The following is a 25,318-nucleotide window of genomic DNA, read 5'->3' as shown; positions in this document are numbered from 1 at the left end:
ATTGCTTCCGAAATTAAAAATCGAGCAGCTTTTCTTCGAGTTGTTCAGCACTGCTTCGCAGTTTATCGAGAAAACGGAGTTTGCGCACAGTGTCTGCCGCCACGTCCCAGGTCTCGTTGTTCAGTTGCTCCACCATCTGCTGATGGCGGGTATCGAACATGCCCTTCACGCGCGTGATGAAGCTTTCCAGACGCGCTTCGTCTTTGGCCTGTTCAATCTCATCCAGCTCTTCGCGAAGCTCCAGCTGTTCCATCAGAAACGCCGTGTCGCGCACGGTGTGCTGTTCGCTAGCCAGATCGAATCCGTGGAGCGAGAGCAGGTACTCGGCACGACTCAGCGGATGGCGCAGCGTCTGCCAGGCCTGGTTGATGGTCGCAGAGTGCGATACAGCGGCCAGCTGTTCTGCCTGAGTACCACTGGCGAATTTATCCGGGTGGTACTGACGCTGAAGATCCTGAAAACGGATCGTCAGCGCCTGGAGATCAATCGGGTATTGAGCGGGTAGTCCGAAGAGAGTGAAGTAATCCATAACAATCTCAGGGGTAGCCTGTTAGAACAAACCCCACGCGCAGCAGGTAAGCCACGGTGGGGTTTCGGATGACGCGCGGTTAAACGTGGAAGCTTTCGCCGCAACCACACTCGTCTTTGACGTTCGGGTTCGTGAATTTGAACCCTTCGTTCAGGCCTTCTTTAACGAAGTCCAGCTGAGTGCCGTTGAGGAATTGCAGGCTTTTGCCATCGACCACCACCTTAACGCCCTTGTCTTCGAACACGGTGTCATCAGACGCCGGCTCGTCAACAAACTCCAGTACGTAAGCCATACCAGAACAGCCGGAGGTACGTACGCCCAGTCGCAGGCCAAAGCCTTTACCACGGTTCGCCAGAAAAGAGCTTACTCGCGCGGCAGCGCTGTCGCTAAGGGTAATCGACATACTCAAACCTCAATTATTTTGCTTCACGTTTGCTTTTGTAATCCGCAATGGCGGCTTTGATCGCGTCTTCTGCCAGAATTGAGCAGTGAATTTTCACCGGTGGCAGTTCGAGTTCTTCAGCAATATCCGTGTTCTTAATTGCCTGTGCTTCGTCCAGAGACTTGCCCTTCACCCATTCGGTGACCAGGGAGCTGGACGCGATAGCAGAACCGCAGCCGTAGGTCTTGAAGCGCGCGTCTTCAATGATACCTTCATTGTTGACTTTGATCTGCAACTTCATCACGTCGCCACACGCCGGTGCGCCAACCATGCCGCTACCGACAGATTCGTCGCTGTTGTCAAAAGAGCCAACGTTGCGCGGGTTTTCGTAATGATCGATGACTTTTTCGCTGTATGCCATGATTGAATTCTCCTTATGTACCGATTAGTGATGTGACCATTCAATGCTGTTCAGATCCACGCCCTGCTTGAACATTTCCCACAGTGGAGAAAGGTCGCGCAGACGGCCGATGGAGTTGCGAACCAGCTTGATGGTGTAGTCAATCTCTTCTTCGGTAGTGAAACGACCTAAAGAGAAACGGATAGAGCTGTGCGCCAGCTCGTCGGTCATGCCCAGCGCGCGCAGCACGTAGGATGGCTCCAGGCTTGCAGACGTACAGGCAGAACCGGAAGAAACGGCCAGGTCTTTCAGCGCCATAATCAGCGATTCGCCTTCAACATAGTTGAAGCTGACGTTGAGGATGTTCGGTGCGCCCTGCTCGAGATCGCCGTTCAGATACACTTCTTCCATATCCTTCACGCCGTCCCACAGACGGTTACGCAGCGTGCGCAGGCGTGCCATCTCGGTTTCCATCTCTTCTTTCGCAATGCGGTACGCTTCGCCCATGCCCACGATCTGGTGAACAGGCAGCGTGCCGGAACGCATACCGCGCTCGTGACCGCCGCCGTGCATCTGTGCTTCGATGCGAATACGTGGCTTACGACGAACGTACAGCGCGCCGATCCCTTTCGGGCCATAAATTTTGTGGCCGGAGAAGGACATCAGGTCCACTTTCAGCTGGCTCAGGTCGATAGGCAGTTTGCCCACGCTCTGGGTCGCGTCAACGTGATAGATGATACCGCGCGCGCGGCACATTTCGCCGATGGTCGCGATGTCCTGAACGACGCCGATTTCGTTGTTAACGTGCATGATAGAAACCAGAATGGTGTCGTCACGCATGGCCGCTTCGAGCTCTTTCAGGTCGATGATCCCGTTGCTCTGTGGCGCCAGGTAAGTCACTTCGTACCCTTCACGTTCCAGCTGGCGGCAGGTATCCAGCACGGCTTTGTGTTCAGTTTTGCTGGTGATGATGTGCTTGCCTTTTTTCTGATAAAAGTTGGCTGCACCTTTGATCGCCAGGTTGTCGGATTCGGTCGCACCGGAGGTGAATACAATCTCACGCGGGTCGGCACCCACCAGGTCAGCAATCTGATTACGGGCGATATCAACCGCCTCTTCAGCATGCCAGCCAAAACGGTGTGAACGGGAAGCTGGGTTACCAAAGTTTCCGTCCAGGGTCAGACACTGCATCATTTTCTCGGCAACACGCGGGTCCACCGGCGTGGTTGCGGAGTAATCGAGATAAATCGGTAATTTCATTGCTCTTTAAACTCCGTACATCGCTTCAATGCAAGGAATCAGGCAACCGGCTGGATGTACGACCGAGTACACGGGGCGAGTCTTCGCCCCGGCCTGATTCTGAAATCTTTATCGTTTTATTACGCGCGCAGTTTGACGTCGATAGCGTCCTGCGCGCGGGTGCTGCGTTGGGAATCCTGACCGTGCTGACGACCAGAGACATCCAGAACTTCTTGGTTATTCACCAGCTCACCGAGGGTGATGTTGTTCAGGAAGCCGGTCAAACGGTCGCTCAGATCGCGCCACAGCGCGTGGGTCAGGCACTTATCGCCGCCCTGGCAGCCGCCTTTACCCTGGCAACGGGTCGCGTCAACGGATTCGTCAACTGCGCTAATCACTTCACCAACTGCAATACTGCCCGCGTCTTTACCCAGCAGATAACCGCCGCCTGGGCCACGAACGCTGGAAACCAGTCCATTTTTACGCAGTCTGGAGAACAGCTGTTCCAGGTAAGAGAGGGAGATCCCTTGTCGTTCAGAAATATCAGCCAACGGAACCGGGCCCGCTTCGGAGTTGAGCGCAACGTCCAGCATCGCGGTCACGGCATAACGCCCTTTAGATGTCAGTCTCATGTCTTACTTAACCTCAAACTCGCCCCTGCCCGGGGTTTTTTATTGTAAAATGGGGGTATTGCATAGCAGGGCCAAGTCTGACATTCCTGACTAAAATGGTCAACTATTTACTTGACTGTTTTAGTCAGGTATTTAACGTTCCGTGCCTTCATAACCCAGGTGCGGTCTGATGCCCTCACCCTAGCCCTTTCCCGCGGGGAGAGGGGGAAATCGACACTACTCTTTATTCTTCTGCTCAATCGACGCCAGAATCCCGCGCAGGATGTTCAGCTCCTGGCTTTCCGGGCGAGCGCGGGTAAACATACGGCGCAGCTTGTTCATCACCTGGCCCGGGTGACCTTCACGAATAAAGCCGGTTGAGAGCAGCGTCTGCTCCAGGTGACCGTAGAAGCGCTCAAGATCGTCCACCAGCGGGTAGGCCGTTTCTTCTTTAGGCTCTGCCTGTTTCTCCTGCGTCGCCAGCCACGCCATACGCACTTCATAGGCAATAACCTGCACCGCCATCGCCAGGTTCAGCGAGCTGTATTCCGGGTTCGCCGCGATGGCGACGTGATAGTGGCACTTCTGCAGCTCGTCGTTGGTCAGGCCAACGCGCTCGCGGCCAAACACCAGCGCAACCGGAGCCTGTTCTGCTTCTGAGACGCTTTTCAGCCCGCATTCGCGCGGATCCAGCATCGGCCACGGCAGCGTGCGTGAGCGCGCGCTGGTGCCAACAACGAGGCTGCAGCCGGCCAGCGCTTCGTCAAGGGTATCGACGATCTGGGCGTTGCCGATCACGTCGCTGGCACCTGCCGCCAGGGCGATAGCCTGCGAGTCAGGTTTCACCAGCGGGTTAACCAGCCACAGGTTCGTTAAGCCCATGGTTTTCATAGCGCGGGCAACGGAGCCCATGTTGCCGGTGTGCGATGTTTCGACCAGCACGATTCGAATGTTTTGCAGCATAATTTTTAATGTCTGAATTCAGCGTCTAAAGAATATTCCGGCATATTATCATAAACGGGAGACATAATCCGATCCCACTGCTATACTCTGCGCCGATTTTCCTGTTCTTTAACATCCAGTGAGAGAGACCGATGCATCCGATGCTGACCATCGCCGTGCGCGCAGCGCGCAAGGCGGGTAATGTAATTGCCAAACACTACGAAACGCCAGACTCCGTAGAAACCAGCCAGAAAGGCAGCAATGATTTCGTGACTAACGTCGATAAAGCCGCAGAAGCGATTATTATCGAAACGATCCGCAAATCTTACCCGCAGCACACCATCATCACCGAAGAAAGCGGTGAACATGAAGGTACCGATCAGGATGTTCAATGGGTTATCGATCCACTGGATGGCACCACCAACTTCGTCAAACGCCTGCCACACTTCTCTGTGTCTATCGCAGTACGCATTAAAGGCCGTACTGAAGTCGCCGTTGTTTACGATCCAATGCGTAATGAACTGTTCACCGCTACCCGCGGTCAGGGCGCACAGCTGAACGGCTACCGTCTGCGCTGCAGCAACGCACGCGATCTGGACGGCACCATTCTGGCGACCGGTTTCCCGTTCAAGGCGAAACAGCACGCGACCACCTATATGAATATCCTGGGCAAACTGTTCACCGAATGCGCGGACTTCCGCCGCACCGGTTCTGCCGCACTGGATCTGGCCTATGTAGCAACAGGCCGCGTTGACGGTTACTTCGAGCTGTCGCTGAAGCCGTGGGACTTTGCTGCGGGCGAGCTGATCGCACGTGAAGCAGGCGCCATCGTGTGTGATTTCACCGGCGGCCATAACTATATGTCTACCGGCAACGTCGTTGCGGGTAACCCACGCGTTGTTAAAGCCATGCTGGCCAACATGCGTGATGAACTGAGCGATGCGCTGAAGCGTTAATCCCGGTCATTCCCTCTCCCTGTGGGAGAGGGGATCCCAACTAAAACGGCCGCAATCCCCTTCCCACCGGCACGGCGCTCATCCACATCGTCACTGCCGCCACCAGCAGAATCACTCCGCCCGCCAGCGCAAGCGTTGTCCACCCTACCTGCCGCCACAGCACCGGCGTTTTATTGCCGCTGAGTTTGACCGCCAGCTGACGGAAGCTGTGAACCAGCAGCGCTAAAGACGAAATGGTGAGAGAGGTTCCTGCCGCCATCGCCAGCGCGGAAAGCATTCCCCAGCCAAACACGCCTATCACCTTGCTGAACAGCAGCACCATGATTGCCCCCGAACACGGGCGCATGCCCATCGAGAGAACAATCATCAGCCGTGCGCGCCAGTCGTCACCGTTCTGCAATTGTTCCTGCGTGGGCAAATGCTGATGCCCGCAGCCGCAGTTTTCATCATGAACGTGGCGCGGCGTAAAGGTTTTGAATTTCGGTTTTCGCAGCAGCGCGTGCAGCTTTTTCAGCGCCCGCCAGCAGAGGATCAGCCCCAGCACGCCCACCAGCGCGTAGCTCCCCTTCTCCAGCCAGAAACTGCTCATGTGCAGCTGGCGCGCGGGAAGCTGCAACAGCGAAAGCACGACCACGACGAGCGCAATCGCCACGCCGCCCTGAAGCAGCGAGGAGGCCAGCGTCAGGCCGATGCTCGATTTCAGCTTCGACGGATGGGTGGCGAGCCAGGTCGTTATCACGATTTTGCCGTGCCCCGGCCCCAGCGCGTGCAGAACGCCATAGATAAAGCTGAATGCCAGCAGGGAACCACCCGCTTTGGTCGGGTTCTCCGCCACCGCCTTCAGCAGACCGCTCATCTGCTGGTTGACCTCACGCTGCCAGATAATGCTTTTCATCATGACCTGCGGCCAGGCCTGCCATAGCCAGAGCGAACCGCAAACGGCTAACAGCAAAAAGAGCACCAGCGGCCAGAGGTGCAGCCAGCGGCGAGGTTTTCGAACCGGAGAGGAGATCACTGACATTGTAACGTCACCTCCTGCGCGAACTGTTTACCCAACTCCATGTCCTCAGGTGGGGCATCTTCTTTATCAAGCGAGACCGCAAAGTTCAGCGTCTCCTCGCTGGGTTTTGGGGTGTGTACGCCAATTTTGCAGTTTTTTTGCAGCGCGTCCGGCAATCGTACGTCGCCGTCTTTGTCATAGCGCATATCGACATAGTAGGTAGGGTCAAAAGTGGAAAACGTGTACGTTTGTCCGGCCAGCGGCTGCGGATGTGCCAACGGAAGCACAAACGTCAGCACAGCCTGATGCCCGTCACGCGTCATCCCATATTCCGTTGGCCGGTTCAGAAATTTGACCTTTTGCCCGTTGTGCCAGAACTCGGTGAAATAGTGCTGGCCCAGCACGTTGGCCATCACTTCCGCCGCCAGCTTTTTCCAGATTTCATCGCCGGGCTTCGCGTTTCCCGCATCGTAGAGCAGATCGGCCGAGGTGATTTCATCCATCGTCCAGCGCATCTTCAGGCCGCTCAGCTGCGTGCCGTCGGTAACCAGCTCGGTCTGGAGGTCAATAAAACTGTGAGGGTGTGCGCTGGCGGTGAAGCTGATAACCGCCAAAAATAACGCCATCGCACTTTGTTTAACTGTTTGCATCAATTCCTCACGTCAAAAATTCTGTGATGTTCCCCAGCAATCCTGAGTGAAAGGCCTGCCGGCGCGCTTTTCAGCGCTCGTCCTTTAGCTATTCTTATCAAACATTCACACTGGATACCCGACAGATGATGACGACGCTTGAAATTCCATCTGTGCTTTCCAGTTCGCAGCGCCGCTGCCAGGTGCTTTTGATGCTTTACCTGCCCGATGCTGCCGTCACCGCACAGAGCATTATCGCTGCTAACGGCGTGGACGACGCGATGGCACGGCAAGATATAGCCGAGACGCGCGATGAAATCCAGCGCTATCACCGGCTGGATATCGTCACGCACCACGACGGCAGCTACCGGATTGAAGGCACAGCCCTGAATCAGCGTTTATGCCTGCTGCACTGGCTGCGCCGGGCGCTGCGGCTTTGCCCGCAGTTTGTCTCGCACCAGTTTACCCCCGCATTAAAAACCGCGCTTAAACAACACGGCATTGCGCGGCCGCTTTACGATGATGCGAACCTGCGGGCGCTGATCGGCTTCTGCTCTCGCAAGCTGCAGCGCCAGTTTGAATGCCGCGACGTCCAGTTTTTACAGCTCTATCTGCAATACTGTCTTATTCAGCACCAGCTCGGGAATACGCCGCAGTTTTCCCACGTGCAGCGCAGCTGGACCCAGTCGAGAGGGGAGTATTTTACGGCCCAGGAGATCGTACGTCACTGGAAACGGCGCGTCCCGCAGGGTGCGCACGGGGATGAACAGCTGTTTCTGGCGCTGCTGTTTATGATGCTCCGCACGCCCGATCCGGTGCTTGATAAGCACCAGCAGGATCAGCGTCTGCGCCGGGCCATTGTGCGCATGGTCGCCCGTTTTCGCTCGCAGACCGGGATGAACTTCAGCGATGAGCAAGGGCTGACAGATCAGCTGTATATCCATCTGGCTCAGGCGCTGGACCGCTCGCTGTTTGAAATCGGCATCGACAATAGCCTGCCGGAGGAGATCCATCGCCTTTATCCCCGGCTGTTACGCACCACAAAGGAAGCGCTGTTTGAGCTGGAAGCGGAGTTTGGGCTGCGTTTTTCTGATGAAGAGATGAGTCTTGTCGCGGTGATTTTCGGTGCCTGGCTGATGCAGGAGACCGATCTGCACGAAAAACAGGTGATCCTGCTGACGGGAGACGATAAAGCCACCGAGGACCTGATTGAACAGCAGCTTCGCGAGCTGACGCTGCTGCCGCTTAATATTCGCTATCTAACGCTGCAGGCTTTCCAGAAAGAGGGGGCACCGCGCGAGGCCGCGCTGGTTATCACCCCCTACCCTACCGTCCTGCCGCTGTTCTCGCCGCCGCTGATCCATGCCGTTGAGACATTGAACGCGCAGCAGCAAGAACATATTCGCGCCATGCTGGAATCATAGCGAGGCGCGAGCGGCCACTTTAGGGCGAACAACGATGGCGGGTAAGGCGACAAGCGCCATCACCCAGAAGACGCCATGCCCCAGGTGCTGATAGAGGAACCCGGCAAAGACCGTCATGATCGCGATACTGCCCCCCATCGCGACCGCCGAATAGACGGCCTGCAGACGAATAACGTCTCCGCCCTCGCGCGCTGCGATATAGCGCATGGCCGCCAGATGGCACACGGTAAAGGTGCCGCAGTGAAGAATTTGCGCCACAATCAGCCAAGGCAGATCGGTCGTCCAGCCCATAATCCCCCAGCGCGCCACGCCGCACACGGCGGAAAGCAGCAGCAGGTCTCGCGCGCCAAAGCGACGGAATAATTTCTTGCTCAGGGCGAAAATGATGACTTCGGCCACCACGCCCAGCGACCACAGATAGCCCACGGCGGAAGCAGAATATCCCGCCCCCTGCCAGTAGATGGCGCTGAAGCCATAGTACGCCGCATGCGCCCCCTGAAGCAGACAGACACACGCCAGAAAACGCCAGCTCTGGGCCACCAGGCTCCGCCAGGCGGGCCAACCTGCGCTCTCCTGATGGCGGCTCTCCCCTTGCGGCATCACCGACGGTCGCAGCAGCATGCCCAGCAGCATCGAGGCAATACCGATACTCAGCAGGGCGAGAATGGCGCGGTAATCGTAAAGGCTGACCAGTTTCCCCACCAGCGCCGAGCCAATCACAAAGGCAATTGAGCCCCACAGGCGCACGCGGCCATAGTCCATGGTGATCTGCTTTTGCCATGTGTTCGCCAGGGCATCCGTCAGCGGTACCAGCGGTGAGAAGAACAGGTTAAAGCCGACCATCACCACCATCAGCCAGGCAAACTGGTGGCTGACCCAGAAGCAGGCAACAAAGACCAGGGTCAGCAGCGCAAGAATGCGCACGGCCTTGATCAGTAAGGAGGGATCGCTGACGCGCGGTGCAATCAGCAGGCTGCCGAGGAAACGCGCCACCAGCCCGGCCCCGAGCAGGACACCGATGGTCTCGGGCGTCAGGCCGATACCCTTAAGCCAGACGCTCCAGAAAGGCAGAAAAATGCCGTAGCTAAAGAAATAGGTGAAATAACTGAGCGCCAGCCAGCGCGTGGAATGCAAGACCATGAATCCCTCCCGAAATCGAGGCCATAGTCTGGCGAGAATATAAAAATTAAGCAAGTCGATAGCCTGCTATAAATTAACAAGATTTTAACATTTCGTGCAGTCGTCTGGCTTATGGCAGGGAATGAAAATATGTATTACGTTTAAATTACTCCACTTGCAGAGGTTTTTCTGCCATGAACTCATTACGTTATTTCGATTTCGGTCAGTCACGTCACCTTTTGCTGTTGATTGCGCGCATCGCGCTTGTCGTGCTGTTTATCATCTTTGGCTATCCAAAACTGACGGGGTTTAGCGGCACCGTACAATATATGACCTCGCTGGGTACGCCGATGCCCATGCTGGCGGCCATTATTGCGGTGGTGATGGAAGTGCCTGCCGCCATTCTGATCGTGCTGGGCTTTTTCACCCGTCCTCTCGCGGTACTGTTCGTATTCTATACCCTCGGAACCGCGGTGATTGGGCACCACTACTGGGATATGACAGGTGATGCGGTCGTGCCGAATATGATTAACTTCTATAAGAACGTCAGTATTGCTGGCGCCTTTATTTTGCTGGCGATTGTCGGTCCGGGGGCTATTTCCCTCGATCGGCGTTAAGCCATAAAAAAAGGCCGCAAGTGCGGCCTTTTTTGTTTCTGCAAGGCAGATGAATTATGCGTATACCGGGAAGCGTGCGCAGATATCCAGAACTTTACCTTTGACGCGCTCGATAACCGCTTCGTCATTGATGTTGTCCAGAACGTCACACATCCAGCCAGCCAACTCTTTCACTTCCGCTTCTTTAAAGCCGCGGCGAGTTACGGCCGGAGAACCGATACGGATACCGGAGGTCACGAACGGGCTCTTCGGATCGTTTGGCACGCTGTTTTTGTTCACGGTGATGTTGGCGCGGCCCAGGGCTGCGTCAGCTTCTTTACCGGTCAGGTTCTTATCAACCAGATCCAGCAGGAACAGGTGGTTTTCAGTACCGCCGGATACCACTTTGTAGCCACGGTTCAGGAACACTTCCACCATCGCTTTGGCATTCTTAGCAACCTGCTGCTGATAAACCTTGAACTCAGGCTCCATCGCTTCTTTCAGCGCGACCGCTTTTGCCGCGATAACGTGCATCAGCGGGCCACCCTGCGCGCTTGGGAATACAGCAGAGTTCAGTTTTTTGTACAGCTCTTCGTCACCGCCTTTCGCCAGGATCAGGCCACCGCGTGGACCCGCCAGGGTTTTGTGGGTGGTGGTGGTCACAACGTGAGCGTGTGGAACCGGGTTCGGGTAAACGCCAGCGGCAATCAGGCCCGCAACGTGCGCCATGTCGACGAACAGGTAAGCACCGATGCTGTCCGCGATTTCACGCATTTTTGCCCAGTCAACGATACCGGAGTAAGCAGAGAAGCCACCGATGATCATCTTCGGTTTGTGCTCTTTAGCCTGCTTCGCCATGTCTTCGTAGTCAATTTTACCGGACTCATCAATACCGTAAGGGATGATGTTGTACAGTTTGCCGGAGAAGTTAACCGGGGAGCCGTGAGTCAGGTGGCCGCCCTGCGCCAGGTTCATACCCAGAACGGTATCGCCCGGCTGCAGCAGCGCGGTGTAGACCGCGAAGTTAGCCTGAGAGCCAGAGTGCGGCTGCACGTTTGCGTAGTCAGCGCCAAAGAGTTCTTTCGCACGGTCGATAGCCAACTGCTCAACGATATCAACGTACTCGCAACCGCCGTAATAGCGCTTGCCCGGGTAACCTTCAGCGTATTTGTTGGTCAGCTGAGAACCCTGCGCCTGCATAACGCGAGGGCTGGTGTAGTTTTCGGAGGCGATCAGTTCGATGTGCTCTTCCTGACGTACTTTTTCCTGCTCCATAGCCTGCCACAGTTCGGCATCATAATCGGCAATGTTCATTTCACGCTTTAACATCCGCATCTCCTGACTCAGCTAACAAGTAAATTTTGGCCTGAAAAGGCAGTCCTGTTGGACAACGGGCAACAGTATAACTGATTAGTTCTGTGATAACAGGTCTTGACAAACGATTTTACGCAAACGTTTTCCTGCACGCCACGCAAGGGTTTGAGGAATAAAGCTCTCCCTCTTTCCAGCGGATTTCTTTTCAGGTTTGTGATGCATATTTTTCATCTTGCAAAGAACCATTTACAACGCAGGGGTATTTTTTATAAGATGCATTTAAAATACATCATTAAAGTCACATCAGAAGGATGCGCTCATGCTCGACGCTCAAACCATCGCCACCGTTAAAGCCACCATTCCCCTGCTGGTGGAAACCGGCCCTAAACTCACCGCCCATTTCTACGATCGCATGTTCACGCACAACCCGGAGCTCAAAGAAATTTTCAACATGAGCAACCAGCGTAACGGCGATCAGCGCGAAGCGCTTTTCAACGCCATCGCGGCCTACGCCAGCAATATTGAAAATCTGGCGGCACTGCTGCCCGCGGTGGAAAAAATCGCGCAGAAGCACACCAGCTTCCAGATCCAACCCGAGCAGTACAACATTGTGGGTGGGCACCTGCTGGCAACGCTGGACGAGATGTTCAGCCCGGGCCAGGAGGTGCTGGACGCGTGGGGGAAAGCCTACGGCGTGCTGGCAAACGTATTCATCAACCGTGAAGCGCAAATCTACAGCGAAAACGCCAGCAAAAATGGCGGCTGGGAAGGGACGCGCGCGTTCCGTATCGTCGAGAAAACCCCGCGCAGCGCATTGATTACCAGCTTTGAATTTGAGCCAGTGGACGGACAGCCGGTTGCCGATTACCAGCCGGGCCAGTATCTGGGCGTGTGGCTGAAGCCTGAAGGTTTCCCGCATCAGGAGATCCGCCAGTATTCTCTTACCCGTAAGCCAAACGGTAAAGGCTACCGCATTGCGGTGAAGCGCGAGGACGGCGGTCAGGTTTCCAACTGGCTGCACAACGAAGCTAACGTGGGCGACGTGGTCCATCTGGCCGCGCCGGCGGGCGATTTCTTCATGGCCGTTGAAGCGAATATCCCGGTTACGCTGATCTCTGCGGGCGTCGGCCAAACGCCAATGCTGGCGATGCTCGATACGCTGGCGAAAGCCAACCACGGTGCGCAGGTCAACTGGTTCCACGCTGCGGAAAACGGCGACGTGCACGCCTTTGCGGATGAAGTGAAAACGCTCGGGGCGTCCCTGCCGCGCTTCACCGCGCACACCTGGTATCGCCTGCCGACGGAAGCAGACCGCGCGGCCGCGCGGTTTGACAGCGAAGGCCTGATGAATTTAAGCCAGATGGAAGGTGCGTTTAGCGCGCCGGACATGCAGTTCTACGTCTGCGGGCCGGTGGCGTTTATGCAGTATGCCGCGAAGCAGCTGGTGGAGCTGGGTGTGAACAAAGACAACATTCATTACGAATGTTTTGGGCCGCATAAAGTTCTGTAATAAAAAAGCCCCTCGTTAGAGGGGCTTTTTTTTTCGCCGGGTAGGGGCAGCGCCTTACCCGGCCTACAAAACCGTTGGCATTGTTAAATCGCAGCGTCGTCTTCTTCGCCGGTACGGATACGGATCACGCGCGCCACGTCAAAGACGAAGATTTTACCGTCGCCGATTTTGCCCGTCTGCGCCGTGCGGATAATGGTATCCACGCAGGTATCGACGATATCGTCGCTGACCACAATTTCAATTTTTACTTTCGGCAGAAAGTCGACCATGTACTCTGCGCCACGGTAAAGCTCGGTGTGGCCTTTCTGACGACCAAAACCTTTCACTTCCGTCACGGTCATCCCGGTGATGCCGACTTCCGCCAGCGCTTCACGCACGTCATCCAGTTTGAAAGGTTTAATAATCGCATCAATCTTTTTCATGGTGGGTCCTTAAACTCTTGCCTGTAAGCTGCCTCGTAATCGATTGCTCACAGTATCATACGGCATTACTCTTTAAAATCGTTTGCTTCCAGCTCGTGGCGCGACAGCAGCTTGTAGAACTCGGTGCGGTTGCGTCCGGCCATGCGCGCCGCGTGGGTCACGTTGCCTTTGGTGATCTGCAATAGCTTGCGCAGATAGTTCAGCTCGAACTGATTCCGCGCTTCCGCGAACGTCGGCAAGGCCGTGTTTTCCCCTTCCAGCGCCTGCTCCACCAGCGCATCGCTGATCACCGGTGAGGAGGTCAGCGCCACGCACTGCTCAATCACGTTCACCAGCTGGCGCACGTTACCCGGCCAGCCTGCAGCCATCAGCCGCTTCATCGCGTCGGTGGAGAACGCGCGCACGAATGGTTTATGGCGATCGGCCGCCTGGCGCAGAAGATGATTCGCCAGCAGCGGAATGTCTTCCGCGCGCTCCGCCAGCGCCGGGATCTTCAGATTCACCACGTTCAGACGGTAGTAGAGATCTTCGCGAAACTCGTTGCGGGCCATCACTTTTGGCAAGTCGCGGTGGGTGGCGGAAATAATGCGCACGTTAATATCGATATCGCGGTTGCTGCCCAGCGGGCGAACTTTTCGCTCCTGCAATACGCGCAGCAGTTTGACCTGCAGCGGCGCTGGCATGTCGCCAATCTCGTCCAGGAACAGCGTGCCGCCTTCCGCCGCCTGGAACAGCCCTTCCCGGCTGCTCACCGCGCCGGTGAATGCGCCGCGGGCGTGACCAAACAGTTCAGATTCGAGCAGCTGTTCCGGAAGCGCGCCGCAGTTAATGGCGATAAAGGCGTTTTTACTGCGCGGGCTGGCGTTATGGATCGCCTGCGCCAGGATCTCTTTCCCGGTTCCGCTCTGGCCGTTGATGAGCACGCTGACGTCGGACTGCGCCACCATCCGCGCCTGTTCAAGCAGACGCAGCATAATGGGGCTGCGGGTGACGATAGACTCCCGCCACGCTTCATCCCCCGCCGGGGCGGCGTGTTCCAGCGCGCTGTCGATAGCCTTATAAAGCGCGTCTTTGTCCACCGGCTTGGTCAGGAAGCTGAAGACCCCCTGCTGCGTCGCGGCAACCGCATCCGGGATCGACCCGTGCGCCGTCAGAATGATCACGGGCATACCCGGCTGCTGCCTCTGGATCTCCGCGAACAGCTGCAGGCCATCCATTTCGTCCATCCGCAGGTCGCTTATCACCAGATCGATTTTCTCGCGGCTAAGGATCTTCAGCCCCTCCAGCCCGCTTTCGGCGGTCACGACGCTGTAGCCTTCACTCACCAGACGCATCCCCAGCAGCTTTAACAGCCCGGGATCGTCATCCACCAGTAAAAGATGGGCAGGTTTACGGCTCGTCATGCTTCACATCCTCTTGTTTCGGCGTATCGCTGTCCGGCACAGCGGATGAACTCCCCGGCTGATATTTACGCGACGAGAGCTGCCTTTCGATATCGGTCAGGTTTTCCAGCTTACGCGTCGTGGTATCCAGCTGCGTACGTAAATGTTGCTGCTGTTGGCGCAGCGTATCAAGCTCGCTGTCGGTTGACTGCTGCAGCTTGCTGTAGCGGGAGCGCTCTTCAGACAGCTGAAGCTGTAATGTTTGCCCATCGCGCCAGAGCTGATATACCGGGCGTACCTGCACGGGAAGATTGACAACAAACGTGTCCAGCCGGGTGACATTGACGCGGCGTTCAACGGGGGTGATTTTCGCATCTGCGAGTAAAATCCCACGCTTGAACGCGTCCTGCCAGGTGTCGTCATCCAGCATCGCCGCCTTCGAGCGGGCGTCTACCGGCGCCAGACGCTGGGCGCAGTCTATTCCTCGCAGCCAGAAGAGCGGGTTGCTTTCAACGTCATGTCCTGACAGGTTCCAGATGTCGTCACAGCGGGTTGAGAGGAAATCGGCCAGCTGGTTATCCGGCCATTTATCTTCCTGCTTATCGCTAATGGCACTTTGCGGCGCATGGGAAACACACCCTGCCAGAAATAAACAGGGCAGGCTCAGGCGAAGCGTTTTGCTGGAAAACACCGCGCGTACGGCGCGGAAAAAGACGTGTGACATACTCACCAGACATAGATTCATTTTATTGATTTTTCCGGCTCACGGGCAGTTCGATACGGAAGCAAACATCTGAACGTTCGTCCGCGGCAATGTTTAGCTCACCCTGCATGCGTCGTATGCAGTCCCGGGCGATGCTCAAGCCCAGACCGCTTCCTTTAACCGCGCCTTTCCGCTGATGACTCCCCTGGAAAAAGGGTTCGAAGATCATGGTTTTTTCGTCATCGGGGATCGGGGTGCCGGTGTTTGCGACGTCAATAAACACCCGTGAACCATTCGTATTACTTCGGATATAAATGTTACCGGATTCAGTACCATAGTGCACCGCATTGGAGTAAAGATTATCCAGAACGCTCATCAGCAGCATGGGTTCAGCCAGGCACGCAGGCGCATTCAGCTCGACGCCGGTATGCATCATTTTAGCTCTTGCTGGCAAGCTGTGGGCGGAGATCACCATATCCACCAGCGGCTCAATTTCAACGTTTTCCAGTACGACCGCCCCGTCAGCCAGCTTGCGATTGTAATCCAGCAGTTGCTCAATCAGCTTTTGCAGATTGCGGCTGCTGTTATCCAGGATCTCGACAATTTCTTTCTGTTCTGGCGTAAGGGACCCGGCCACTTCGTCCGCCAGCAGCTCCGTCCCTTCGCGCATGCTGGCCAGCGGCGTTTTAAGCTCATGAGAGATATGGCGCAGGAACTGATGGCGCTGAGATTCGAGCCACGCCAGGCGTTCGGACAGCCAGATAATGCGCTGGCCGACGGATCGCAGCTCGCGGGGACCTTTAAAGGCGACCGTATCCCCGAGCGATTTCCCCTCCCCCAGACGGTTGATCATACGCTGAATGCCCTTCACCGGGCCGATGATCATGCGGGTAAAGAGCAGAACCAGCCCGAGACTCACCAAAAACAGCACCAGCGCCTGCCAGCCGAAGAACTGGCCGCGCTCGGCAATCTCCTGCTGGAGCTGCTGGCCGCGAGAGAAAATCACCGCGCGCGTTGACTGCACCATCTCGGTGTTGGCGCTGGCAAAAGCTTCGAGGCGCGCGGCAGCAACGGCATCCGGGCCGCTGTTGCTGCACTGCAGCTGCGCGAGATCGTTCAAATCCTGACGTAATGCCTGATAGAGCTTGTCGTCAGGTAAGACCCCCGCGTGAGCGTCCAGCATTTCGCTGTAGCGTTTACGCTGACTCTGATAAACCTTTTCCAGCGTCCGATCGTCAAGCACGCAATACTGACGATAGCTACGCTCCATCTCCAGCGCGGCGTTGGTCATCGCTTCACTGCGTCTGGCGTCGATGAGCGTCGTGCGGTTGGTCAAAGCCGCCTGCGCGCTCAGCGCGTTCAGGCTTTGCCACGCCTGCCAGGCAAGGATCAGCAGCGGCAGCAGGATCAGCAGGAAGGCCATCATGACGAGCTGCCGCAGGGAGCGGGGGAAAACGGGCCAGCGTTTCAACGCATTACTCTCTTAATGGGGGTTTACGCAGAGCGTAACTGAGTCTGCCCTTCAGATACAACAAAGCCGGGTAAAAACCCGGCTTTGTCATGGAATGAGGCGGTGCCTAACTCGACGTTTCGCCCTGGCCTGATAAAGCATCGCTATGATCAGTAGTTGGACGGCAGGCACCTTTTTGTGCGTCATTCGAAGTTTATGTAGCGCGTCCCGAAGGGGCTGACATAAGAAGGTGAATGAGCCACTGGTTAATATTATGCAACACCCGTGCCAGAATGCAAAATAAAATATTAACATATTGAAATATATAGTTTTTACTCGTTTAACGCGTTAATTATCGGTTGAATGATTTTCAGGCTAAGTGTCGCTATTAAGCAACACCTTAACGGGAACCTTTACTGCCACATATAAATCAATTACTTAAGTGTCGCCTTTTGGAGACAGCCATATTGCGGGTCTGTCGCGTAATTGCGACATAAATAAAAAGCCCGGTGAAGCTTTCGCTTACCGGGCCTGGAAGGGGGTAGGGCTAAAACTTAACCCAGCTGCTTACGCGCGTTGCGGAAGATACGCATCCACGGGCTATCCTCGCCCCAGTTTTCCGGGTGCCAGGAGTTGCTCACGGTACGGAACACGCGTTCCGGGTGCGGCATCATGATGGTCGCGCGACCGCTTTCGCTGGTCACCGCCGTAATACCGTTGGCGGAGCCGTTCGGGTTAGCCGGGTAGGTTTCTGTCACCTTGCCGAAGTTATCGACAAAGCGCAGCGCCACCAGGCCCTTGCTTTCCAGCTGAGCCAGATGCGCAGCGTCACGCACTTCTACCTGACCTTCACCGTGGGAAACGGCGATTGGCATCTGAGAACCGACCATCCCCTGCAGCAGCAGAGACGGGCTTTGGGTCACTTCCACCAGACTGAAGCGCGCCTCGAAGCGGTCTGACTGGTTACGCACAAAGCGCGGCCAGGCTTCGCTGCCCGGGATCAGCTCACGCAGGTTAGACATCATCTGGCAGCCGTTACACACGCCCAGCGCCAGGGTCTGCGGACGGTGGAAGAAGGTTTCGAACTCGTCACGCACGCGGCTGTTGAACAGGATGGACTTAGCCCAGCCTTCGCCCGCGCCCAGCACGTCGCCGTAGGAGAAGCCGCCGCACGCCACCAGCGCCTGGAAATCTTCCAGACCGGTACGCCCGGCCAGCAGGTCGCTCATGTGGACGTCGATAGCGTCAAAGCCCGCGCGGTGGAAGGCAGCCGCCATCTCAACGTGGGAGTTAACGCCCTGCTCACGCAGCACGGCCACTTTTGGACGCGCGCCGGTCGCAATGTACGGCGCAGCGATGTCTTCGTTAATGTCGAAGGAGAGCTTCACGTTCAGGCCTGGATCCTGGTCATTCGCTTTCGCGTTATGCTCCTGATCGGCACATTCCGGGTTATCACGCAGGCGCTGCATCTGCCAGGTGGTTTCCGCCCACCACATGCGCAGCGTGGTGCGGCTTTCGCTGAAGACCGCGTGACCGTCAGCTTCAATCACGAAGCGGTCGCCCTGAACGGCTTTACCCAGATAGTGCACGCAGTCTGCCAGACCGTGCTTCGCCAGAATCGCTTCAACCGCGTCGCGATCTGCCGCGCGCACCTGAATCACGGCGCCCAACTCTTCGTTGAACAGCGCCGCCAGACGGTCTTCGCCCAGCGTTGCAATGTCGGCTTCCACACCACAGTGGCCGGTGAAGGCCATCTCTGCCAGCGTCACCAGCAGGCCGCCGTCGGAACGGTCGTGGTAGGCCAGCAGCTTACGCTGCGCCACCAGCGCCTGAATCGCGTCGTAGAAGCCTTTCAGCTGGGCCACGTCACGCACGTCGGCTGGCTTGTCGCCGAGCTGGCGGTAAACCTGCGCCAGCGCGGTAGCACCCAGCGCGTTGTGACCTTTACCCAGGTCAATCAGCAGCAGGGCGTTGTCTTCGGTCGCAAGCTGCGGCGTAACGGTGTGACGCACGTCTTCCACGCGGGCAAACGCGGTGATCACCAGCGACAGCGGAGAGGTCATCTCGCGCTGCTCGCTGCCTTCCTGCCAGCGGGTTTTCATCGACATGGAGTCTTTGCCCACCGGAATGGTCAGGCCGAGGGCAGGACACAGCTCCTCGCCCACCGCTTTCACGGCTTCATACAGGCCAGCATCTTCGCCAGGGTGGCCGGCAGCGGCCATCCAGTTGGCGGAGAGCTTGATACGTTTGATATCGCCAATCTGCGTCGCGGCGATGTTGGTCAGCGCTTCACCGACCGCCAGACGGGCAGAAGCAGCGAAGTCCAGCAGCGCCACCGGGGTACGTTCGCCGAGAGCCATCGCTTCGCCGTAGTAGCTGTCGAGGCTCGCGGTGGTCACGGCGCAGTTAGCGACAGGGATCTGCCACGGGCCGACCATCTGATCGCGCGATACCATACCGGTCACGGTGCGGTCGCCGATGGTCACCAGGAAGGTTTTCTCTGCCACAGCAGGCAGATGCAGCACGCGGTTGACCGCTTCTGCCACGGTGATGCCCTGGCGATCCAGCGCTTTGCCCGCCGCTTTACGGGTGGTTACGTCGCGGGTCATCTTCGGCGTTTTACCGAGCAGCACGTCGAGCGGCAGATCGATCGGCTGGTTGTCAAAGTGGGTGTCGCTTAAGGAAAGGTGCTGCTCTTCGGTCGCTTCACCGATGACGGCATACGGCGCGCGCTCGCGGCGGCACAGCTCGTCAAACAGCGGCAGCTGATCGGCGGCAACCGCCAGCACGTAGCGCTCCTGGGATTCGTTACACCAGATTTCCAGCGGGCTCATGCCCGGCTCATCGCTCAGGATGTCGCGCAGGTTGAAGCGTCCGCCGCGGCCGCCGTCGCTCACCAGCTCCGGCATGGCGTTGGACAGACCTCCCGCGCCCACGTCGTGGATGAAGAGGATCGGGTTGGCGTCGCCTAGCTGCCAGCAGCGGTCGATCACTTCCTGGCAGCGGCGCTCCATCTCAGGGTTGTCGCGCTGCACGGAGGCGAAGTCGAGATCCGCATCAGACTGGCCGGAGGCCATAGAGGAGGCCGCGCCACCGCCCAGACCGATGTTCATCGCCGGGCCGCCGAGCACGATCAGCTTCGCGCCGACGACGATCTCGCCTTTCTGCACGTGATCGGCACGGATGTTGCCGATCCCGCCCGCCAGCATGATCGGCTTGTGGTAGCCGCGCAGCTCTTCGCCGTTGTGGCTGTCCACTTTCTCTTCATAGGTACGGAAGTAACCGTTCAGCGCCGGACGACCAAATTCGTTGTTAAACGCCGCGCCGCCCAGCGGACCTTCGGTCATGATATCCAGGGCGGTTACAATGCGCTCCGGCTTGCCGAAATCTTCTTCCCACGGCTGTTCAAAGCCCGGGATACGCAGGTTGGAGACGGAGAAACCGACCAGACCCGCTTTTGGTTTAGCGCCACGGCCGGTCGCCCCTTCGTCACGGATTTCACCGCCGGAGCCGGTCGCCGCACCCGGCCACGGGGAGATCGCGGTCGGGTGGTTGTGGGTTTCCACTTTCATCAGGATATGCGCGGGCTCCTGATGGAAGTCATAGCGCCCTGCTTCGCGATCGGCGAAGAAGCGGCCCACCTCGGAACCTTCCATTACCGCGGCGTTGTCTTTGTAGGCAGACAGCACGTGGTCAGGGGTTTGCTCCATGGTGTTTTTGATCATTTTGAACAGCGACTTCGGCTGCTGTTCGCCGTCAATAATCCAGTCGGCGTTGAAAATCTTGTGGCGGCAGTGCTCAGAGTTAGCCTGCGCGAACATGTAAAGTTCGATGTCGTTCGGGTTACGATTGAGCTTAACAAACGCATCCTGCAGGTAATCAATTTCGTCTTCTGCCAGCGCCAGGCCGAGACGCAGGTTGGCGTCAATCAACGCCTGACGGCCCTGCCCCAGCAGGTCTACGCTCTGTACCGGCGCAGGCTGATGGTGTGAGAACAGCTTCTGCGCGTCATCGAGAGAGGCAAATACGCTCTCCATCATGCGATCGTGCAGTTCAGCCGCAACCGCCTGCCACTGCGCGTCGCTCAGGGTAGAGGCTTCCACGTAGTACGCCACGCCGCGTTCCAGACGGTTAATCTGGTTCAGGCCACAGTTGTGGGCGATGTCGGTGGCTTTGGAAGACCAGGGGGAGATGGTGCCCGGACGAGGCGTCGCAAGGATCAGTTTGCCGGTTGGCGTATGGCTGCTCAGGCTTGGGCCATACTTGAGCAGGCGTTCCAGCTGTACGCGCTCCTCTGCATTCAGGGGGGCATTCAGGTCAGCAAAATGGACATACTCAGCGTAAATATTGCTTACCGGAAGGTCGGCCGCCTGAAAACGTGCCAGCAGTTTAGTGATACGGAAGGCAGACAGTGCAGGCGAACCACGCAGAATTTCCATCATAAGTCTCTCGTCTTCGAAGCGCCGGGGCGCTTACAGTGTGCGCAAGGGGGGAAAACGGGCGTCATTATAGAGAATCCTGAGCGCCGACGAAACCGTTTGCGTCGAAATAAAATTTTAACAATAGATGTGACCTGTCTCTCTAATTGGTTGCCAAGTGGCGCAAGTTTACGCAAAATGCCGCTCATTCAATGGCAAACCTTATGATTAACATGGCTACAGCAGACTGAGGCAACCGGCGTCGCAGAGAATTAACTAATTGAAAAAATTAAAGATTAATTATCTGCTCATCGGCATTGTAACGTTGCTGCTGGCAGTGGCCCTCTGGCCTTCCATCCCCTGGTTCGGCAAAGCCGAAAACCGTATCGCCGCCATTCAGGAGCGGGGGGAACTGCGCGTCAGTACCCTCAACTCCCCGCTGATTTACAGCGACATCAACGGCAAAATCATTGGCCTGGATTATGAACTGGCACAACAGTTCGCCGATTATCTTGGCGTGAAGCTCAAAATCACCGTCCGCCAGAATATCAACCAGCTGTTTGATGACCTCGATAACGACGATGCCGATATGCTTGCTGCCGGGCTGGTGTATAACAGCGAGCGCAGCAAGAACTACCAGCCTGGCCCGACCTACTACTCCGTTTCGCAGCAGCTGGTTTACCGCGTCGGGAGCCTGCGCCCGCGCTCGCTGGCTTCAATTAACGATCGGCAGCTGACGATTGCGCCCGGCCACGTGGTGATTGACGATCTGCGGGAGCTTAAGGAAAAGAAATATCCCGACCTGAGCTGGACGGTAGATCCGAAACTCGGCACGACGGAGCTGCTGGAGCAGGTAAAAGATCAGAAGGTGCCCTACACCATCGCCGATTCGGTCGCGATCAGCCTGTTCCAGCGGGTGCATCCTGAAATCGCCGTGGCGCTGGACGTCACCGACGAGCAGCCCGTGACCTGGTTTAGCCAGCTTGATGACGATCAGACCTTCTCTGCCGCGATGCTTGATTTCTTCAACACCATCAATGAAGACGGTACCCTGGCGCGTCTCGAGGAGAAGTACCTCGGGCACGGCGATGACTTTGACTACGTTGACACCCGCAGCTTCCTGCGCGCGGTAGACAGCGTCCTGCCGGACCTGCAGCCGCTGTTCGAAAAATACGCCCAGGAGATTGACTGGAAACTGCTGGCGGCTATTTCGTATCAGGAATCCCACTGGGATACCCAGGCCACGTCGCCCACGGGCGTACGTGGTTTGATGATGTTAACCAAAAATACCGCGCTGAGCCTGGGCGTGAATGACCGTACCGACGCCGAACAGAGCATCAGCGGCGGCGCGCGCTACCTGCAGGATATGATGGCTAAAGTACCGGAAACGGTGCCGGAAGAAGAGCGGATCTGGTTTGCGCTGGCGGCCTACAATATGGGCTACGCGCATATGCTTGATGCGCGAGCGTTGACGGCCAAAACGAAAGGTAACCCGGACAGCTGGTCAGACGTGAAGCAGCGGCTGCCGCTGCTGAGCCAGAAGCCATGGTATAACAAGCTGACATACGGCTACGCGCGCGGACATGAAGCCTACGCCTACGTGGAAAATATCCGTAAATATCAGATTAGCCTGGTCGGGTATCTGCTGGAGAAAGAGAAAGAGGCGACGGAGGCCAAACGGCTGGCTCAAAGCTACCCGGTCGTGGCGCCGGACGAGCTTAATCGTCCGACAGCTTCAGTTCTGCCTTTTGCTGCTTTTTCTGCTGACGGCGCATTCGAAAGAAATCGCTTAATAGCCCCGAACACTCTGGTGCAAGCACCCCACCGATAGTCTTCACCTGGTGGTTCATACCCGGGTGACCCAGCACGTCCATCAGTGAACCGGCCGCGCCGGTTTTTTCATCCCGGGCGCCGAAGACCAGAGTCCCGATCCGGCTGTGCACCATCGCCCCGGAGCACATCACGCACGGCTCCAGCGTCACATACAGCGTGGTATCAAGCAGACGATAGTTTTGCAGCACCAGTCCTCCCTGACGAAGCGCCATGATTTCGGCATGCGCAGTAGGATCGTGGCGGCCTATAGGACGGTTCCACCCTTCGCCAACCACCTGGTTGTTATGAACCAGCACCGCGCCCACGGGCACTTCGCCCTCGTCCCAGGCGCGTTGAGCCAGCGTCAGCGCATGGCGCATCCAGTATTCATGATTGTGTTCAGGGTTGGACAAAGGCTGATACTCCAGTCGAAAAGCGGGCGGCATTATACACGCCCGTTTTAGAGAAGACTATTCGAGTTGCTGAAGTTCGCCTGAGGGCGTGACGCGCCAGCGGTGCTGGCAAAAATAGAGCAGCGGGTTGTCCTGCTTGCTGTCGCTGTAGCCGCTGTACAGGCGCAGCGGCGTACCGATGCGTTTCTCCAGCTGGACCACTTTTTCATGCCCCAGGCAGCGCAGGGTCAGCACCCAGCCGCCGTAACCGCGGGCAATTTGCGTGGCGATAAGATTCACGCGCGGAAGCCAGGGGGTATCAAAGTAGACATGCTCCACAAGCGTCTGCGGGGAACCTGTAATCAGCCAGATGTCGGCATCGTTCGCGTCGAGGTAGCTGGTCAGGCGCGCCTGTACAACAGGAAAGGCGGCAACGTGACCGCGGAACCAGTGCGCAAAATCCTTTTCGAGCTGCTTGAGCCGCGCTTCGCTGTGCCCAAACGTACATCCCCACAGCAGCAGACTCATCGGCCATCGCGCCGCCCGGCCTTTCACCAGCAGCGCGATCCCGATAACCGGTAAGAGCGGTAGCACGAGCAGCGCATTCAAAGGCTGACGCCGCAGCAGGTAACGCATAAACGTACCAAACATATCCTGCTGATGCAGCGTTCCATCCAAATCGAAAAAGACAACGCGACGCGCGTGATTTGCCAAACCTTACTCCTCTGGGTCGTTGAATCCTAATAGCCAGGTAAAAAGGAACCCGGCGATCACCGCTACTAAATAGCCTAACAGATAGAGCATGACTTTTCCGGTCACGATGGTTAATGCCAGCGGTAAACCGGAAAGCCCAAAGGTGATAACGGTAGCGACTTTCCAGTAGCTGATCAGCGCCCCGCCTACCGCGCCGCCCAGACACGCCGCGAGGAACGGTTTACCCAGCGGCAGCGTAACGCCGAAAATCAGCGGCTCGCCAATACCGAGCAGGCCAACCGGGAGCGCGCCTTTTATCATTTTTTTCAGACGCGCGTTGCGGGTTTTCATCAGTACGGCAATCGCCGCGCCGACCTGCCCCACGCCCGCCATCGACAGGATAGGCAGTAGCGCGTTGTAGCCGTGCGCCTGTACAAGCTCGACGTGGATGGGAACCAGCCCCTGATGGAGCCCCGTCAGCACTAACGGCAGGAAGGTACCGGAAAGCACAGCGCCCACTAACAGGCCGCCGCGGTCAATAGCCAGAGACGCACCGTGAGCGATGGCTTCAGAGATCCACCCGCCTAACGGCTGGAGGGCCACAATAGCTACGCTACCGGTAATCAGCGTGGTCAGCAGCGGGTTGAGAATCAGCTCGATCGACCCGGGCAAAACCGCGCGCAGCCTTTTCTCGATCCAGCACATCAGGATGACCACCAGCAGCACGGCGATCACCCCGCCGCGCCCGGGCTGGAGCGCCTCACCAAACAGCGTGATCTGCGCCAGCTGCGGGCTGGACAAAATGCCCGCCATGACCCCGCCCATCGCCAGCGATCCACCAAACACCTTCGCGGTATTCACCCCGACGAGAATGTTCATGATGGCGAACACAGCGCTGCCGAAGATCCCCAGAATCCCCAGCAGGTTCGGATACTGCGTGGCGAAATCCCCCACAATATCCGGTCGCTTGAGGATATTGATGATCCCGGTGATCAGGCCCGAGGCAATAAACGCCGGGATCAGCGGAATAAAGACGTTTGCCAGCTGACGCAGCGCATCGCTCATGGGGGCTTTGTATTTGGCCTTCGCCTGCGCCCTGGTGCGTTCCGCATCGTTAATCGACGCGCTCGCGTTAACGCCCATCAGCGCGCGCATGGCATCGACAACCTGCGCCGCTTTCCCTGGCCCGACGATCAGCTGATGCTGCTGACCCTGTTTCACGTAGCCGCTGACGCCGGAAAGCGCCTTCAGACGCGGCACGTCGAGCTGGTCGTCGTTATGCACCTCGACGCGCACGCGCGTCATGCAGTTTTCGAGACGCTGAATATTTTTTTCCCCACCAATCCCCTGCAGGATATCGCTGGCGAGCGCTGCTGTTTTGTCCATAGACGCCTC

Annotated in this window: 23 protein-coding genes; 5 read left to right on the top strand and 18 right to left on the bottom strand. The window is 57.2% G+C overall.

Features of this window, described 5'->3' with window-relative positions:
* Positions 1-13 precede the first annotated feature (13 nt).
* From hscB to trmJ, 6 genes are all read right to left on the bottom strand, one after another.
* On the bottom strand, positions 14-529 hold the full coding sequence (hscB, locus tag ACOTZB_RS11835) for a co-chaperone HscB (protein ID WP_119915345.1): 516 nt from the start codon (positions 527-529) through the stop codon (positions 14-16).
* 79 nt (positions 530-608) lie between these two features.
* Positions 609-932, bottom strand: a complete 324-nt coding sequence (iscA, locus tag ACOTZB_RS11830) for an iron-sulfur cluster assembly protein IscA (protein WP_003860659.1) — start codon at positions 930-932, stop codon at positions 609-611.
* A gap of 13 nt (positions 933-945) precedes the next feature.
* Positions 946-1,332 (bottom strand): Fe-S cluster assembly scaffold IscU, encoded by a 387-nt coding sequence (gene iscU / locus ACOTZB_RS11825; RefSeq protein ID WP_003860661.1) that lies wholly within the window; start codon positions 1,330-1,332, stop codon positions 946-948.
* 24 nt (positions 1,333-1,356) lie between these two features.
* Positions 1,357-2,571: a cysteine desulfurase gene (iscS, locus tag ACOTZB_RS11820; RefSeq protein ID WP_008502157.1), complete on the bottom strand. Its 1,215-nt coding sequence runs from the start codon at positions 2,569-2,571 to the stop codon at positions 1,357-1,359.
* A 119-nt stretch (positions 2,572-2,690) separates the two neighbouring features.
* The gene (iscR, locus tag ACOTZB_RS11815) at positions 2,691-3,182 is read right to left on the bottom strand and encodes a Fe-S cluster assembly transcriptional regulator IscR (RefSeq protein ID WP_023308826.1); all 492 of its coding nucleotides are present in this window, start codon (positions 3,180-3,182) and stop codon (positions 2,691-2,693) included.
* Positions 3,183-3,398: 216 nt separating this feature from the next.
* Entirely contained in the window at positions 3,399-4,124 is a 726-nt protein-coding gene (trmJ, locus tag ACOTZB_RS11810; protein WP_047652688.1) for a tRNA (cytosine(32)/uridine(32)-2'-O)-methyltransferase TrmJ, read from the bottom strand.
* 131 nt (positions 4,125-4,255) lie between these two features.
* Between trmJ and suhB the strand changes: the two genes are divergently transcribed.
* A complete protein-coding gene (suhB, locus tag ACOTZB_RS11805) occupies positions 4,256-5,059 on the top strand; it encodes an inositol-1-monophosphatase (protein ID WP_023308828.1) in 804 nt (267 codons plus the stop codon).
* 40 nt (positions 5,060-5,099) lie between these two features.
* On the opposite strand, the gene ACOTZB_RS11800 is transcribed toward suhB, so the two are convergent.
* Together ACOTZB_RS11800 and ACOTZB_RS11795 are read right to left on the bottom strand one after the other, a co-directional pair.
* Positions 5,100-6,080 (bottom strand): nickel/cobalt transporter, encoded by a 981-nt coding sequence (locus tag ACOTZB_RS11800; protein ID WP_421627220.1) that lies wholly within the window; start codon positions 6,078-6,080, stop codon positions 5,100-5,102.
* Entirely contained in the window at positions 6,071-6,709 is a 639-nt protein-coding gene (locus tag ACOTZB_RS11795; RefSeq protein WP_033146226.1) for a DUF1007 family protein, read from the bottom strand. The genes ACOTZB_RS11800 and ACOTZB_RS11795 overlap by 10 nt, the downstream gene beginning before the upstream one ends.
* Positions 6,710-6,834: 125 nt before the next feature.
* On the opposite strand from ACOTZB_RS11795, the gene csiE reads away from it, so the two are divergent.
* Positions 6,835-8,112 carry a stationary phase inducible protein CsiE gene (gene csiE, locus ACOTZB_RS11790; RefSeq protein ID WP_421627219.1) on the top strand — a complete coding sequence of 426 codons (1,278 nt, stop codon included), beginning with the start codon at positions 6,835-6,837 and terminating at the stop codon, positions 8,110-8,112.
* Here csiE and ACOTZB_RS11785 read toward each other — a convergent pair.
* On the bottom strand, positions 8,107-9,252 hold the full coding sequence (locus tag ACOTZB_RS11785; RefSeq protein ID WP_008502163.1) for a 3-phenylpropionate MFS transporter: 1,146 nt from the start codon (positions 9,250-9,252) through the stop codon (positions 8,107-8,109). The genes csiE and ACOTZB_RS11785 overlap by 6 nt on opposite strands.
* A 173-nt stretch (positions 9,253-9,425) precedes the next feature.
* On the opposite strand from ACOTZB_RS11785, the gene ACOTZB_RS11780 reads away from it, so the two are divergent.
* Positions 9,426-9,848: a DoxX family protein gene (locus tag ACOTZB_RS11780; RefSeq protein ID WP_421627218.1), complete on the top strand. Its 423-nt coding sequence runs from the start codon at positions 9,426-9,428 to the stop codon at positions 9,846-9,848.
* Between the two features lie 54 nt (positions 9,849-9,902).
* Here ACOTZB_RS11780 and glyA read toward each other — a convergent pair whose 3' ends face one another.
* A complete protein-coding gene (glyA, locus tag ACOTZB_RS11775) occupies positions 9,903-11,156 on the bottom strand; it encodes a serine hydroxymethyltransferase (RefSeq protein ID WP_008502165.1) in 1,254 nt (417 codons plus the stop codon).
* A 304-nt stretch (positions 11,157-11,460) separates the two neighbouring features.
* Between glyA and hmpA the strand changes: the two genes are divergently transcribed.
* A complete protein-coding gene (gene hmpA, locus ACOTZB_RS11770; protein ID WP_421627217.1) occupies positions 11,461-12,651 on the top strand; it encodes an NO-inducible flavohemoprotein in 1,191 nt (396 codons plus the stop codon).
* Positions 12,652-12,734: 83 nt separating this feature from the next.
* Here the strand turns inward: hmpA and glnB are convergent, their stop codons facing one another.
* From glnB to purL, 5 genes are all read right to left on the bottom strand, one after another.
* Positions 12,735-13,073, bottom strand: coding sequence for a nitrogen regulatory protein P-II (glnB, locus tag ACOTZB_RS11765; protein ID WP_003860685.1), 339 nt, complete (start codon positions 13,071-13,073; stop codon positions 12,735-12,737).
* Between the two features lie 65 nt (positions 13,074-13,138).
* Positions 13,139-14,476, bottom strand: coding sequence for a two-component system response regulator GlrR (gene glrR, locus ACOTZB_RS11760; RefSeq protein WP_193805848.1), 1,338 nt, complete (start codon positions 14,474-14,476; stop codon positions 13,139-13,141).
* Positions 14,463-15,200 carry a two-component system QseEF-associated lipoprotein QseG gene (gene qseG / locus ACOTZB_RS11755; RefSeq protein WP_193805846.1) on the bottom strand — a complete coding sequence of 246 codons (738 nt, stop codon included), beginning with the start codon at positions 15,198-15,200 and terminating at the stop codon, positions 14,463-14,465. The genes glrR and qseG overlap by 14 nt, the downstream gene beginning before the upstream one ends.
* Before the next feature lies 1 nt (position 15,201).
* Positions 15,202-16,629 (bottom strand): two component system sensor histidine kinase QseE/GlrK, encoded by a 1,428-nt coding sequence (gene qseE / locus ACOTZB_RS11750; RefSeq protein ID WP_193805838.1) that lies wholly within the window; start codon positions 16,627-16,629, stop codon positions 15,202-15,204.
* A gap of 533 nt (positions 16,630-17,162) precedes the next feature.
* Positions 17,163-21,050 carry a phosphoribosylformylglycinamidine synthase gene (purL, locus tag ACOTZB_RS11745; protein ID WP_421627216.1) on the bottom strand — a complete coding sequence of 1,296 codons (3,888 nt, stop codon included), beginning with the start codon at positions 21,048-21,050 and terminating at the stop codon, positions 17,163-17,165.
* Between the two features lie 256 nt (positions 21,051-21,306).
* On the opposite strand from purL, the gene mltF reads away from it, so the two are divergent.
* Positions 21,307-22,857 (top strand): membrane-bound lytic murein transglycosylase MltF, encoded by a 1,551-nt coding sequence (gene mltF / locus ACOTZB_RS11740; RefSeq protein ID WP_047652698.1) that lies wholly within the window; start codon positions 21,307-21,309, stop codon positions 22,855-22,857.
* On the opposite strand, the gene tadA is transcribed toward mltF, so the two are convergent.
* From tadA to ACOTZB_RS11725, 3 genes are read right to left on the bottom strand one after another with little or no spacing between them, the layout of a single operon-like run.
* The gene (gene tadA, locus ACOTZB_RS11735; protein ID WP_421627215.1) at positions 22,745-23,284 is read right to left on the bottom strand and encodes a tRNA adenosine(34) deaminase TadA; all 540 of its coding nucleotides are present in this window, start codon (positions 23,282-23,284) and stop codon (positions 22,745-22,747) included. The two genes, mltF and tadA, sit on opposite strands and share 113 nt — an antisense overlap.
* Positions 23,285-23,308: 24 nt before the next feature.
* Positions 23,309-23,944, bottom strand: coding sequence for a phosphatidylglycerophosphatase C (yfhb, locus tag ACOTZB_RS11730; protein ID WP_133294939.1), 636 nt, complete (start codon positions 23,942-23,944; stop codon positions 23,309-23,311).
* A gap of 3 nt (positions 23,945-23,947) precedes the next feature.
* Complete coding sequence (locus tag ACOTZB_RS11725; RefSeq protein WP_421627214.1) at positions 23,948-25,309, bottom strand: PTS transporter subunit EIIC; 1,362 nt, start codon at positions 25,307-25,309, stop codon at positions 23,948-23,950.
* Between the last annotated feature and the right edge of the window lie 9 nt (positions 25,310-25,318).

Source organism: Enterobacter cloacae complex sp. SHL020 (genome assembly GCF_049236945.1).
GTDB lineage: Bacteria > Pseudomonadota > Gammaproteobacteria > Enterobacterales > Enterobacteriaceae > Enterobacter > Enterobacter dykesii.
This window is presented reverse-complemented; position numbering and strand designations above follow the sequence as displayed.